This is a genomic window from Pseudomonas sp. B6(2017) (assembly GCF_002112765.1).
GTDB lineage: Bacteria > Pseudomonadota > Gammaproteobacteria > Pseudomonadales > Pseudomonadaceae > Aquipseudomonas > Aquipseudomonas piscis.
This window is the reverse complement of record NZ_NEIQ01000002.1, coordinates 312,197-325,067: the sequence shown is the minus strand read 5'-3', so window position 1 is coordinate 325,067 and position 12,871 is coordinate 312,197. Positions and strand designations below refer to the sequence as shown.

11 protein-coding genes are annotated in these 12,871 nt (G+C 65.2%); 8 read left to right on the top strand and 3 right to left on the bottom strand.

What is annotated here, in order from left to right; translation table 11 throughout:
• The first annotated feature begins 26 nt into the window (after nt 1–26).
• From CAG11_RS04815 to CAG11_RS04800, 4 genes are all read left to right on the top strand, one after another.
• Nucleotides 27–323 (top strand): cupin domain-containing protein, encoded by a 297-nt coding sequence (locus tag CAG11_RS04815; RefSeq protein WP_085595083.1) that lies wholly within the window; start codon nt 27–29, stop codon nt 321–323.
• Between the two features lie 78 nt (nt 324–401).
• Nucleotides 402–1,244, top strand: a complete 843-nt coding sequence (locus tag CAG11_RS04810; RefSeq protein WP_085595081.1) for an alpha/beta fold hydrolase — start codon at nt 402–404, stop codon at nt 1,242–1,244.
• A gap of 248 nt (nt 1,245–1,492) precedes the next feature.
• Nucleotides 1,493–2,086: a papain-like cysteine protease family protein gene (locus CAG11_RS04805; RefSeq protein WP_022643466.1), complete on the top strand. Its 594-nt coding sequence runs from the start codon at nt 1,493–1,495 to the stop codon at nt 2,084–2,086.
• 9 nt (nt 2,087–2,095) lie between these two features.
• Nucleotides 2,096–2,695: a hypothetical protein gene (locus CAG11_RS04800; protein WP_085595079.1), complete on the top strand. Its 600-nt coding sequence runs from the start codon at nt 2,096–2,098 to the stop codon at nt 2,693–2,695.
• Nucleotides 2,696–2,797: 102 nt separating this feature from the next.
• Here the strand turns inward: CAG11_RS04800 and CAG11_RS04795 are convergent, their stop codons facing one another.
• Entirely contained in the window at nt 2,798–4,216 is a 1,419-nt protein-coding gene (locus tag CAG11_RS04795; RefSeq protein ID WP_022643468.1) for an amino acid permease, read from the bottom strand.
• Between the two features lie 592 nt (nt 4,217–4,808).
• On the opposite strand from CAG11_RS04795, the gene CAG11_RS04790 reads away from it, so the two are divergent.
• From CAG11_RS04790 to CAG11_RS04780, 3 genes are all read left to right on the top strand, one after another.
• On the top strand, nt 4,809–7,916 hold the full coding sequence (locus tag CAG11_RS04790) for a transglycosylase domain-containing protein (RefSeq protein WP_085595077.1): 3,108 nt from the start codon (nt 4,809–4,811) through the stop codon (nt 7,914–7,916).
• Between the two features lie 164 nt (nt 7,917–8,080).
• Nucleotides 8,081–8,662, top strand: a complete 582-nt coding sequence (locus tag CAG11_RS04785) for a PadR family transcriptional regulator (protein ID WP_022640647.1) — start codon at nt 8,081–8,083, stop codon at nt 8,660–8,662.
• Nucleotides 8,659–9,444: a siderophore-interacting protein gene (locus CAG11_RS04780; RefSeq protein ID WP_022640648.1), complete on the top strand. Its 786-nt coding sequence runs from the start codon at nt 8,659–8,661 to the stop codon at nt 9,442–9,444. Before CAG11_RS04785 ends, CAG11_RS04780 begins: the two co-directional genes overlap by 4 nt.
• 54 nt (nt 9,445–9,498) lie before the next feature.
• Here CAG11_RS04780 and CAG11_RS04775 read toward each other — a convergent pair whose 3' ends face one another.
• Both CAG11_RS04775 and CAG11_RS04770 read right to left on the bottom strand, forming a co-directional pair.
• Nucleotides 9,499–10,170 carry a Pr6Pr family membrane protein gene (locus CAG11_RS04775; protein WP_085595075.1) on the bottom strand — a complete coding sequence of 224 codons (672 nt, stop codon included), beginning with the start codon at nt 10,168–10,170 and terminating at the stop codon, nt 9,499–9,501.
• A gap of 8 nt (nt 10,171–10,178) precedes the next feature.
• Nucleotides 10,179–10,409: a VF530 family DNA-binding protein gene (locus CAG11_RS04770; RefSeq protein WP_022640650.1), complete on the bottom strand. Its 231-nt coding sequence runs from the start codon at nt 10,407–10,409 to the stop codon at nt 10,179–10,181.
• 404 nt (nt 10,410–10,813) lie between these two features.
• On the opposite strand from CAG11_RS04770, the gene CAG11_RS04765 reads away from it, so the two are divergent.
• Nucleotides 10,814–12,853 carry a TonB-dependent receptor gene (locus tag CAG11_RS04765; RefSeq protein ID WP_085595073.1) on the top strand — a complete coding sequence of 680 codons (2,040 nt, stop codon included), beginning with the start codon at nt 10,814–10,816 and terminating at the stop codon, nt 12,851–12,853.
• Nucleotides 12,854–12,871: the final 18 nt, after the last annotated feature.

Here is a 12,871-nt window from a genome sequence, read left to right as displayed (position 1 = left end):
GGCCTTGGCCCACAAGGAAGAGCGCCATGCCCCTGCTGTCATTCGACCGGTTGTCCCAGCAACTGCCCGAGCCCTGGCAATCCTCGCCGGTGGGGCGGATCGGCCCGGCCTGCGTCAAGGTCCTGCGCATGGACCAGCAGCCCAGCGGCGACGAAGTCCACGACTACGACGAAGGCCTGCTGGTGACCGAAGGCTGCCTGCACCTGGGCATCGACGGCGGCACCGTGCAGGTGCAGGCCGGGCAGATGTTCCTGGTGCCGGCCGGGCAGGTCCACAGCGTGCTCCCCGGCAGCCAGGGCACCCTGGTGATCATCGATACCTAGCGCCGTGCGCCCGCAACGGCGTCCCGGCGCATCCACCCACGGCCCGTAGCGGCCGGCCCCATAGCCACGGAGAAAGCCATGTCCCATCGCTTGCTTGCAGGGCTCGTCCTGCTGCTGTCGTTCACCAGCACCTTCGCCAGCGAGCGCTGGCAGACCCTGCCGCCCACTCCAGCCCCGGTGGCCGGGGCCCAGGGTGGATATGCAAAGGTCAATGGCATACGCCTCTACTACAGCAAGATCGGCCATGGTTCGCCGGTGGTGCTGCTACATGGCGGCCTGGGCAATGCCGACTACTGGGGCCATCAGGTCAAGGCCCTGGCCGCCCGGCACACGGTGATCAGCGTCGACAGCCGTGGCCATGGACGCAGCACCCGCGACGCGCGCCCCTACGGCTACGACCTGATGGCCGACGACGTGGTCGCCCTGCTCGACCAGCTGAAAATCCCCCGGGCCGATTTCGTCGGCTGGAGCGATGGCGCGATCCTCGGCCTGGACCTGGCCATGCGCTACCCGCAACGGGTTGGCAAGGTCTTCGCCTATGCCGCCAACACTCGCACCGACGGGGTCAGGGCAGGGGTGGAGAACAATCCGACCTTTGCCGCCTACATCGAGCGCGCCGGCAAGGAATACGCGAAGCTGTCGCCAACACCCGGGGAGTACCAGGCCTTCGTCGAGCAGATCAGCCACATGTGGGCCAGCCAGCCCAACTGGAGCGACGCCGACCTTTCCAGGATCAAGGCGCCGGTACTGATCGTCGATGGCGATCGCGACGAAGCCATCAAGCGTGAACACACCGAATACATGGCGGCGACGATTCCCGGGGCCGGGCTGTTGATCCTGCCCAATGCCAGCCATTTCGCCTTTCTCCAGGATCCCGGTTTCTTCAACGCCGCCCTCGAGCATTTCCTCGACGGCCAATGACCCCGGTCTTAGCCACGCCCCGCCACGGATGTCCCCTTTAGCGGGGACGTCTTTATCGACAGTTTTGCATAAACGCATATTTAAATTGCGCTGACGCATATTTCATCTAAGGTTGATTACAGACCCGACAGCGCCTGCCATCGAGGCTGGCCTGGCGCGATGCCTGGCATCCGGGTCCGGTACGCCGCTCGCTCCCGTGCGGCGACGAACGCCAGCCGGAGGCTGGTTTTCATTCACGGAGGATGAACATGCTAAGCACTACCCTGCCCCCTATCGGCAATCCACAAGTCATGCCCCGGTGCCTGGCCGGCACCCTGCTGGACCCGGAGCTGGACGAGATCACTCAAGCGGCCGAGGCCGCGCCCCTGGCCGGCGCCCGCCTGAACTTCAACATCCAGCAGCAAACCCAGACCAACTGGTGCTGGGCCGCCCTGTCGGCCTCGGTCGGCAATTACTACAACACCGGCTCCTGGACCCAATGCGGCGTGGCCAACGCCGAGCTGGGCCGCAGCACCTGCTGCAGCCAGCCCGGACCGTGCAACGTCTATGGCTACCTGGACTCGGCCCTGCGTACCACCGGCAGCTACGGCGGCATGCGCGAAGATCGCATGCAGATGGCCGCCATCGAGAACCAGCTCGGCATGGGCCGCCCCGTCGGCCTGCGCTGCGCCTGGTACGGCGGTGGCGCGCATTTCCTGGCGATCTACGGCACCGACGGCGGCTACGTACTGGTGGCCGACTCGATCTTCGGCTACTCGACCCGCGCCCTGAACAGCTTCCCCGGCACCTACAACGGCGGCGGCAACTGGACCCACACCTACTTCACCCGGAAAAACTACTGAGGAGGCAGCATGCAACTGACTTATCCAAAGGCGCCCGTCGGTGGCGTCCAGCAACTGCGTCCGGTCCTGCAGGCGGCCCTGCAGACCCAGGGCTTCGGTATCAATCGCGCCTTCGCCAATGCCGGCCCGGCCACCTTGAACCTGTCCCAGGCCTTTCGTGGCTATACCCTGAGCCTGGAAGACCTGGCCAACGGCCAGGACCTGGCCCAGGCCACGCCGGGCGATTGGCATTACCTGGTGTTCGCCGGTGGCGTCTCGATCGCCGATGCCCAACTGACCGAAACCACCGGCCAGCTGGAGTTCTGCGCGCTGAACCACGGAGCCCTGGCGGCCTCGACCATCAGCGCCCTGAACCTGGCCGAGCAAGCCCCGCAGCTGCAAGGCAAGTCCTATGAACTGCGCTTGTTGTTCGTCCCGGCCCTGCAAGCGACGCTGATCTGGCTGCACGGCGACGCCGAGGAAGTGCTGATCCCCATCGAGCCCACGCCCGCCAACCTGGCACCCCGGCAGCTCTACAGCGAGGCCACGCTGTTCGGCCTGCTGGTACCGGCCGCCAAGCAGGCCAAGGCGGTGTTCGATGCCGACACCAGCGGCACCCTGGGCGGTTGAGCCCGGCAAAAAAAATCCGGCGCCCCTCGCGGGACGCCGGATTTTTCATTGCCTGGCCATCAGGCCGGGCTGCTCACGCCGAGAGCAGCACCGGGACGCGGGTCAGGAGGCCGAACGGGCCTGCTGCTGGGTGTTGGTCGGCTGCAGGTTGAGCATGTAGAACAACGCGGTCAGCAGCACCAGGAACGCCGGGCCGACATACAGCGCCACGCGGGTATCCGGGAAGTAGGCCATCAGCCCCACCACCAGTACCAGGAACGCCAGCGCCAGGTACGAGCTGATCGGGTACAGCCACATGCGGTACTTGAGGCCAGCGCGCTCGGCCGCAGTCAGGCCTTTGCGGAACTTGAGCTGGGCCAGGAGGATCATCACCCAGGTCCAGATCGCGCCGAAGGTGGCGATGGAGGTCACCCAGACGAACACCTTCTCGGGCACCAGGTAGTTGAGCAGCACGCCCAGCAGCAAGGCGAAGATCGACAGCAGCAAGGCGCGACGCGGCACGCCGCTTTCCGAGGTCTTGGCGAAGCTGGCCGGCGCCTGGCCGTTCTGCGCCAGGCTGTAGAGCATGCGACCGGTGCTGAAGATGCCACCGTTGCAGGACGACAAGGCCGCGGTGATCACCACGAAGTTGATGATGCCAGCGGCGGTCTTGATCCCCAGGCGCTCGAAAGTCATCACGAAGGGACTGCCCTGGGTGCCGATTTCGTTCCATGGGTAGATCGACAGGATCACGAACAGCGCGCCCACGTAGAACAGCAGGATGCGCCAGAACACCGAGCCGATGGCGTTGGGAATGGTTTTTTGCGGGTTGCGTGCTTCACCGGCGGTCAGGCCGATCATCTCCACGCCCAGGTAGGCGAACATCACCATTTGCAGGGACATCAGCACGCCAGTCACGCCGTTGGGCATGAAGCCGCCGTGGGTCCACAGGTTGGAGATCCCCAGGGCCACCCCATCGTTGCCGAAGCCGAAGGCGATGATGCCGACACCGCCGATGACCATGGCGATGATGGTGACGATCTTGATCAGGGCGAACCAGAACTCGAACTCACCGAAGGCCTTGACCGCGATCAGGTTGATCGAGCCCATGCTCACCAGGGCCGCCAGGGCCCAGATCCAGCGCGGTACATCGGGGAACCAGATGCCCATGTACACCGCCACGGCGGTGATCTCCGCGACACAGGTCACCAGCCACAGGAACCAGTAGTTCCAGCCAGTGAGGAAGCCCGCCAGCGGGCCCAGGTAATCTTGTGCATAGCGGCTGAAGGAACCCGCGACCGGGTTGTGCACCGCCATCTCGCCGAGGGCGCGCATGATCACCAGGATCGCCAGGCCGCCGATGATGTAGGACAGCATGATCGCCGGACCGGCCATTTCGATGGCCTTGGCCGAGCCGAGGAACAGGCCGACGCCGATACAGGCGCCCAGGGCCATCAAGCGAATATGCCGTTCGCCGAGTTCGCGTTTCAGCGGGCCGCCCTGAGCGGTTTCGCCGTGGGGCAGTTGGTTGCCAACTGGCATAGAGATACAACCTCATTTTGTTATTGGATATGAACCACCGAGTCTTCCAGGTCGCGGCGGATAACCGCGGCCTGCTCGACCGGACCGGCCTTGTGGGACGGCGCGTCTGTAGGACAAAACCTGCCAGATCAGCGGGGTGCGCAGTATAAAAAGCTCGTCACAGGGCTTTTCACTCTATAAACAGCAAAATTCAGAGAGAAATCTCGGCAAAAACCGCTTTCACGGAGAAGCATTCCCTGCTTTTTTCCACCAAACCCCACTCGGAAAGGGGCGTGAGTATTGCACAGCCCCGGTGCCCCGTCATGCCCCTACCTAGGGCGTATTTACCTGGGAAAAGGCTCTATAACAGGGGTTTGCAAAGGGAGGCAGGCAGCCCTGCGTACAAGCCCACGACAGCCCTGGATCCGGGCTCGACTGGCTATTGGGTACAACGTACGACTCGCCCTGGTAGTGAGCGGATAACCAGCCAGAACGCAGACCTGATTCCCCGCTGACCCGCCAAACGGTCGTTTTGACAATTTCTTCACCACCGGCCGCCACCGACTAAGCTTCAGACAAGTCCGATCAATCTCTGTGGAGGGATCAATCGACTATGGGCGCTTTGGGGCACACCGATCCACGCAGTACCGCAGTGCCAAGCCACAGCGACGACGAAGCGCCTTTGCCCGAACGCCCCCGGCCCCGCCGTTATTTCTGGCGCCTGTTCTGGCTGTTGTTGTTGATCGCCCTGGTCGCCCTGGGCGTTGCCGCCAGCCGCGAAATGCGTACTTCCAGGTTCCAGGCCCGGGAATTCAGCAGCCTGGCCCGTGACCTGAGCTATTCCCTGCAACCTGGCCCCAGCGACGCGATTGTCTATCCCGGCGCCGGCCCCTTCGATCGACGCTTGGGTTACAGCGCCCTGGGCGAGTTCCTGCCGCGCCTGCTCAAGCGGGGCTACCTGATCGAGTCCCAGGTACGGTTCTCCCCGGCGTTGATGGACTACAGCGAAAACGGCCTCTTCGTGCCCTATGCCGAGAAGATCCAGGCCGGGCTATCCATCACCGATTGCCGCGCCGCGCCGCTGTACCGGTTCAAGTATCCGCAGCAGTTCTATGCCAGCTTCGCCAGCATCCCGCCCCTGGTGGTGCATAGCCTGCTGTTCATCGAGAACCGCGACCTGCTGGATCCACAGCTGGCCCAGGCCAATCCGGCGGTGGACTGGCCGCGCTTCGCCAAGGCCGCCTGGTCCCAGGTGGCCCGGCTGCTGCACCTGCCCGGCCAGAGCGCCGGGGGCAGTACCCTGGCCACCCAGCTGGAAAAATACCGCCATTCCCCCGATGGCCTGACGGTGTCGGGCGGGGAGAAGATCCGCCAGATGATTTCCGCCAGCGTGCGCGCCTATCAAGACGGCCCGCAGACCCTGGAGGCGCGCAAGCGCATCGTCCGCGACTACCTCAACAGCGTGCCGCTGTCAGCCGTTCCCGGCCATGGCGAGGTGCACGGCATGGCCGAAGGATTGCGGGTCTGGTACGGCGCCGACTTCAGCCAGGTCAACCAGGCCCTGGCCGGCACCGGCACCGATGGCCACAGCCTGGCCCAGCGCGGCTTGGCCCTGCGCCAGGTGCTGTCGTTGATGATCGCCCAGCGCCGCCCCTCCCATTACCTGGCCAAGGGCCGTACGGAACTGGCGGACCTGACCGACAGCCATATCCGCCTGCTGGCGCAGAACAATGTCATAGACCCGGCGCTGAGCGCCGCCGCCCTGGCCAGCAAGGTGGCCTATCGCGACTGGCAGCAACAGCCGACGATCCAGCCGATCGAGACCAACAAGGGCATCAGCGTGGCCCGCAGCCGCCTGGCGGCCCTGCTCAACCGCCCGCTGTACGACCTGGATCGCCTCGACCTCTCGGCCACCAGCACCCTGCAGAGCGACCTGCAGCGCCAGGCCACCGAGTACCTCAAGCACCTGGCCGACCCGGCGTTCGCCGCCCAGGTCGGAGTGCTCGGCGAACGCCTGCTCACCCCCACCAGTACCACCCAGGTCCGCTACAGCTTCACCCTGTTCGAACTCACCGGCGACGGCTCCCGGGTGCGGGTGCAGACCGACAGCACCGACCAGCCCTTCGACATCAACGAAGGCAGCAAGCTGGAACTGGGCTCCACCGCCAAGCTGCGGGTGCTGACCACCTACCTGCAGATCATCGCCGAGCTGCATGACAAGTACGCCGGGCAGGCCCCGGCGCAGTTGAAGAAAGTCCCGGTGGACGACCAGGACCGCCTGAGCCGCTGGGCCCTGGACTACCTGGCGCAGAACAGCGACCAGAGCCTGCCCAAGATGCTCGACGCCGCCCTGGATCGCACCTACTCCGCCAGCCCCGGCGAGGCGTTCTTCACTGGCGGCGGCATGCACCACTTCCACAACTTTCGCAACGAGGACAACGGGCGCAGCCCGACCCTGCGCGATGCCCTGCGCGAATCCATCAACCTGCCGTTCATCCGCCTGATGCGCGACCTGGTGCGCTACAGCACCTACGGTGGCGACAGCACCAGCGCCGAGCTGCTCAAGGACGATGACAACCCACGGCGCCAGGAATACCTGGCGCGCTTCGCCGACCGCGAAGGCACCTCGTTCCTCCTGCGGTTCTGGAAGAAGTACCGCAACAAGGACACCCAGTCGCGCCTGGAAACCTTCCTCGACGGTATGCATCCCACGGCGATCCGCCTGGCCGCGGTGCATCGCTACCTGCTACCGGATGCCAGCCAGGACAGCTTCAACCGCTTCGTGCGGGCCCATATGAAAAACGCCAAGGTCGGCGAGAAGCTCACCGACGAGCGCCTGGACAAGCTCTACGCCAGCTACGGCCCTGGAGCCTACGACCTGCCGGACCAGGGCTACATCGCCAAGGTCCACCCGCTGGACCTGTGGCTGCTCGGCTACCTGATGAACAACCCCGAAGCCAGCTTCAGCCAGGTGGTCAAGGCCAGCGAGTTCGAACGCCAGGAGGTCTACAGCTGGTTGTTCAAGAGCCGTCACCGCAGCGCCCGGGACAGCCGCATCCGCACCATGCTGGAGATCGAGGCGTTCCTCGACATCCACCAGCGCTGGCAGGCCGTGGGCTATCCGTTCGACCACCTGGTGCCGTCCCTGGCCACCGCCATCGGCAGTTCCGGCGACCGGCCAGCGGCCCTGGCCGAGCTGGTGGGGACCATTCTCAACGACGGTGTGCGCCTGCCGACCCTGCGCATCGACAGCCTGCACTTCGCCGCCGGCACACCCTATGAAACCCGCTTGCTCAACGACCCGGACCAGGGCCAGCGGGTAATGCCTTCGCAGGTGGCCACGGCGCTGCGCGGGGCCCTGTCCCAGGTGGTGGATGCAGGCACGGCAAAGCGGGTATCCGGCAGCTTCAAGCTGGCCGACGGCACGCCCCTGGCGATGGGCGGCAAGACCGGCACTGGCGACAACCGCATCGAAGCCATCGGCGCCGGAGGCCGGGTGTTGAGCTCCAAGTCCATCAACCGCACCGCGACCTTCGTGTTCTACATCGGCGATCACCACTTCGGCACCCTCACCGCCTATGTTCCGGGCGCCTCCGCCCAAGCCTTCAAGTTCACCTCGGCCTTGCCGGTGCAGGTGCTCAAGGGCATGGCGCCGATCCTCATGCCCTACCTGCAACCGGGTAGCGGCACCCAGTGCCAGGGCAACCTGGCGCAACGCTGACACCCTCCATGGCGGCCAGCCCCAGGGCTGGCTGCACGGCATTTAGCGCTCACTTTGCCAACTGGCGCTCGCGACGAACGGTGGCCCCGGGTCGTGCGGAACCGCTTGCGTCATTCTTAAGATATATCTTAAGTTATGTCTTAACCAAAACGGAGAGCACGAAAATGAGAGAGCACCACCATCCCCACCATCACCGCGGACATGGCGACGGCCCCGAAGGCTTCGAGCGCCGCGGCGGCCGTGAGCGCGGCGGCCGTGGCCCACGGGTATTCGCCCCCGGCGACCTGAAGCTGCTGCTGCTGGCGTTGATCGCCGACGAGCCTTGCCATGGCTACGACCTGATCCGCCAGATCGAAACCATGTTCGATGGCGTCTACAGCCCAAGCCCGGGCGTGATCTACCCGACCCTGACCTTCCTGGAAGAAAGCGAAATGATCCAGGGCGACGCCGAAGGCGGAAAAAAACGCTACAGCGCCACCGACACCGGCCGTCTGTTCCTCAAGGAGCAGGCCGTTGCCCTGGATGGCGTGCGCATGCGCATCGAAGTCAGCAAGCGCTCGCTGCGCGGGCATGACCGCCCGGCAGAAATCCACGAGGCGGTGCACAACCTGCGCCATGCCCTGCAAATGCATAACGGTCGCTGGAGCCCCGAGGAAATCCTGCGGGTCCGCGATCTGCTGAACAACACCGCCAAGGCCATTGTCGATGGTCCTGCAACCCCTTCCAGCCAGGAGAAAGCCGAATGACTGCCACCCCCGAACTGTCCATTCACCGGGTCATGCACGAGATCAAGCGCCGGCGCCTGCAGGTCCTGCGTGTGGTCGACGTCACCCCGCGCATGCGCCGGGTCACCCTCGGCGGCCCGGAACTGGCCGGGTTCCTCAGCCTGGGCAGCGACGACCATGTGAAGTTGCTGTTCCCGCAGAACGCCGAGCAGCAAGCCGCCCTGCAAACCCTGGTCATGGGCCCGGGCAAGGACAGCGGACCGATGCCCGCCATGCGCGACTACACCCCGCGCCGCTACGACCCGCAGTTGGGCGAGCTGGACATCGACTTCGTCTTGCACGGCGACGGCCCCGCATCGACCTGGGCCGAACAGGTCCAGCCCGGACAGGAGCTGCACATCGCCGGGCCACGAGGCTCGATGGTGGTTCCGGATATCTTCGACAGCTACCTGCTGATCGGCGATGAAACCGCCCTGCCGGCCATCGCCCGGCGCCTGGAGGAACTGCCTGCCGGCCGCCGGGTCCTGGCGGTGATCGAAATCCAGGATCGTGCCGAACGCCAGGCGCTGCATAGTGCCGCCGAGGTGGAAGTGATCTGGGTCGAACGCGATGGCGGCCAGCAGGATCTGCATGCTTGCGTGCGCGGGCTGCAAGTGCCCCAAGGCCGGCTGTATGCCTGGATCGCCACCGAGAGCAAGGTCTCGCGGCAACTGCGCCGGATTCTGCTCGATGAACACCGGCTCGACGACGAGTTCGTCAAGGCCGTCGGCTACTGGCGCCTGGATACCAGCGAAGAAGACTGATCGCTCACCCGCCAAGCCCTCGCCGGCGCAGGTGCCCAGTACCTCGCCGGCGAATCATTTCTGGCCCGCGCAATGCCGGCGCCCCAGCCAGTGGTCCAACCCCAGCAATAGCAGCGACACCAGGACGAACCCTGCCAGCAGTCCCAGGGCGTTGAGCACGGCCCGGGGATACCCCAGCCGGTCAACGGCGATGAAGGGATAGGGATAGAGCCCGAGCAAGTGACCGCGCAGGAGCAGGTAGGCGAAGTACAAGGTCGGATACAGCGTCCATAGCCCGACATGGCGCAAGCGCAGGCGGCCCTTGGGTACGCAGCAGCACCAGTAGGCCAGGAACAGCAGCGGCATCACATCGTGTAGCAGCTCATCGGCCAGCCACTGCCAGCCTTGGGGATGCCACAAGTGGCGCAGCAGCAGGTTGTAGGCCAGGCCCACCAGCACGATGCTGGCCGCCACCGCGCCACTGACCCAGGGTTGGAGCATGAACGCCTGCCCGCGGGAAACCCGCAGGTTCAGAGCGCAAGTCAGCACGCTGGCCACCAGGGTATTGCTGAGCACGGTGAAGAAACTGAAGAAGTTCACCAGGCCGCCCAGCAAGCTGGCGCCGACATCCCAGCGCAGCAACAGGATCAGGTACAGCTGCACCGCCAGGCCGAACCAGCCCAGGAATGCCGCGATCGCGATCAGGCCACGCCGAGTGGACCACTGGGCCAGCGATCCGTCCTCCATGCGGGGCCTCAGAGCGGACGCTTGGTGCGCTGCAATTTCACGTAGAGCCGCTCGACCTTCTCCCGGGCCCAGGGCGTCTTGCGCAAGAACGTCAGGCTCGACTTGATGCTCGGATCGCTCTTGAAGCAGCGGATGTCGATGCGTTCCGCCAGTCCCGACCATTCGTAGTGCTCCACCAGGGCCTTGAGGATCTGTTCCAGGGTCACGCCATGCAGCGGGTCGGTGTGGGTAACGGTCATGCCAGGCCTTCGAACGCAGATGAGGAAAACAAGCCGCGCACCTTAGCCGACGGCCTGCGCCCGCGCCAGTGCGCTGGATTAACTGTAGCCGCTAGGCAACCCGCAAGGCTGCGCAGGCCTTCAATGATCGACTGGCCAAATTCGTCACCAGCCCCTACCTGCCGGCCGCTGCGCGCCCGTTCACAGCCTGCGGCAGCGGCGCTGCGCGGGCGGCTTGGCTGCCGTTGCGCCAAGCCGCGAAGGCGCCCCGATGCGAGTCGATGAAAAAGTTCCTGGCTTTTTCATACATTTGAGATGTTATATTGTATCAACACATAACAACTCACCCGCGCTTCGGGTGCCCCGTGTCCCGCCTGTTTTTCGACTCATATGCGCGTCGCGCAATGCTTGCCAAGGAACGACCGATGTCCCTCTCAGCTCACCGCCCTTCTCGCTCGCTACTGTGGCGCCTGTCGCCGCTGTCCGCCGCCGTGCTGATCGCCTCCCAGGCCCACGCCATGGAACTGCCGCAACAGGTCATCACCGCCAACCCCCTGGGCAACACCGAACTGGCCGCCCCTACCACCGTGGTGGAAGGTGATGCGCTGACCCTGGCGCAGAAGGGCAGCCTCGGCGAGACCCTGAACAAGCAGCCGGGGGTGTCTTCGTCGTACTTCGGCCCCGGTGCCAGCCGCCCGGTGATCCGCGGCCTGGACGGCGATCGCATCCGTATCCTGCGCAACGGCGTCGGCGCCCTGGATGCTTCGTCGCTGTCCTATGACCATGCCGTGCCCCTGGATCCGGTCAACGTCGAGCGCATCGAGATCGTCCGTGGCCCGGCAGCCCTGCTCTACGGCGGCAACGCCATCGGCGGGGTGATCAACAGCTTCGACAATCGCATCCCCACCGAGGCCATCGAGGGCATCCACGGTGCCGGCGAACTGCGCTACGGCGGTGCCGATACCACCCGCAGCAGCGCCGGCAAGCTGGAAGCCGGCAACGGCACCTTCGCCCTGCACCTGGATGCCAACTCACGGCAGTTCAACGACCTGAAGATCCCCGGTTACGCCCGCAGCCGCCATGCTCCGGCAAGCGAAGACGGGGATGGCAAGAAAGGCCGCCTGGGCAACAGCGACGGCCGCCAGGACGGTGGCGCCATCGGCGGTTCCTACACCTGGGACGACGGCTACGCCGGCCTGTCCTACAGCAACTACGACTCCAACTACGGCTCCCCCGCCGAGCAGGACGTACGCATCCGCATGAAGCAGGACCACTACGCCTTCGCTTCCGAGTTGCGCAACCTGCAAGGCCCTTTCAGTTCGCTGAAGTTCAATGCCGGCTATACCGACTACGAACACCGCGAGATCGAAGGCGGCGAAACCGGCACCACCTTCAAGAACAAGGGTTATGAAGCCCGGGTCGAGGCTCGGCACTTGCCCATCGGCCCGCTCGAAGGGGTGGTCGGGGCCCAGTTCAACCGCAACGAATTCTCGGCCCTGGGCGAGGAAGCCTTCGTCCCGAAAACCGATACCAACAGCGGCGCGCTGTTCATCCTCGAGGAACTGCAAGCCACGGACCGTCTGAAACTCAGCCTTGGCGGGCGCCTGGAACACACCGTCGTGGACCCGGATGGCAAGGGCAACGAACGCTTCGCCCAGGCCGACAAATCCAGCAGTTTCACCGCCGGCAGCCTGTCCTCGGGCGCGGTCTACACCCTGACTCCGATCTGGTCCCTGGCCGCCACCCTGGGCTACACCGAACGCGCGCCGACCTTCTACGAGCTGTATGCCAACGGCGCCCACGTCGCCACCGGCACCTACGAAGTGGGCAACGCCAAGCTGTCCAAGGAAAAAGCCGTCTCCAGCGACCTGGCCCTGCGCTTCGACAACGGCGTGCATAAAGGCAGCGTCGGGGTGTTCTACAGCCACTTCTCCAACTACATCGGCCTGCTGGGGACGGGGCGCACACTCGACGATGAAGGCGAAGAAGATCTGGCAGGGCATCCGGAATACATCTACAGCGGAGTGCGGGCGCGCTTCACCGGAATCGAAGCCCAGGATCGCTGGGCCCTGGGAGAGAACGCCTACGGCAAGTTCGCCCTGGAGCTGTCCGGCGACTACACCCGGGCCAAGAACCTGGACAACGGCCAGGACCTGCCGCGCATCGCCCCCCTGCGCCTGAACAGCGGCCTGCTCTGGGAACTGGACCGCTGGCAGGCCCGGCTGGACGTGCAACACGCCGCCAGCCAAGGCCGGGTACCGGACAACGAAAGCGGCACCGATGGCTACACCACCCTGGGAGCCAGCGCCGGATATCGCTTCGACATCGGCAGCAGCCAGTGGCTGGCCTTCGTCAAGGGCGAGAACCTGACCAACCAGACCGTGCGCTACGCCAGTTCGATCCTGCGGGATATCGCCCCAGCGGCCGGGCGCAGTGTGGAAGTGGGCCTGCGCACGACCTTCTAAGGCCAGGCCAGCCAGCGC

Excerpts from the sequence above, each read along its gene's own strand:
- CAG11_RS04805 (WP_022643466.1), top strand. The coding sequence starts at position 1,493 with ATGCTAAGCACTACCCTGCCCCCTATCGGCAATCCACAAGTCATGCCC.
- CAG11_RS04780 (WP_022640648.1), top strand. The coding sequence starts at position 8,659 with ATGACTGCCACCCCCGAACTGTCCATTCACCGGGTCATGCACGAGATC.
- CAG11_RS04800 (WP_085595079.1), top strand. The coding sequence starts at position 2,096 with ATGCAACTGACTTATCCAAAGGCGCCCGTCGGTGGCGTCCAGCAACTG.
- CAG11_RS04775 (WP_085595075.1), bottom strand. The coding sequence starts at position 10,170 with ATGGAGGACGGATCGCTGGCCCAGTGGTCCACTCGGCGTGGCCTGATC.
- CAG11_RS04765 (WP_085595073.1), top strand. The coding sequence starts at position 10,814 with ATGTCCCTCTCAGCTCACCGCCCTTCTCGCTCGCTACTGTGGCGCCTG.
- CAG11_RS04815 (WP_085595083.1), top strand. The coding sequence starts at position 27 with ATGCCCCTGCTGTCATTCGACCGGTTGTCCCAGCAACTGCCCGAGCCC.
- CAG11_RS04790 (WP_085595077.1), top strand. The coding sequence starts at position 4,809 with ATGGGCGCTTTGGGGCACACCGATCCACGCAGTACCGCAGTGCCAAGC.
- CAG11_RS04785 (WP_022640647.1), top strand. The coding sequence starts at position 8,081 with ATGAGAGAGCACCACCATCCCCACCATCACCGCGGACATGGCGACGGC.
- CAG11_RS04795 (WP_022643468.1), bottom strand. The coding sequence starts at position 4,216 with ATGCCAGTTGGCAACCAACTGCCCCACGGCGAAACCGCTCAGGGCGGC.
- CAG11_RS04770 (WP_022640650.1), bottom strand. The coding sequence starts at position 10,409 with ATGACCGTTACCCACACCGACCCGCTGCATGGCGTGACCCTGGAACAG.
- CAG11_RS04810 (WP_085595081.1), top strand. The coding sequence starts at position 402 with ATGTCCCATCGCTTGCTTGCAGGGCTCGTCCTGCTGCTGTCGTTCACC.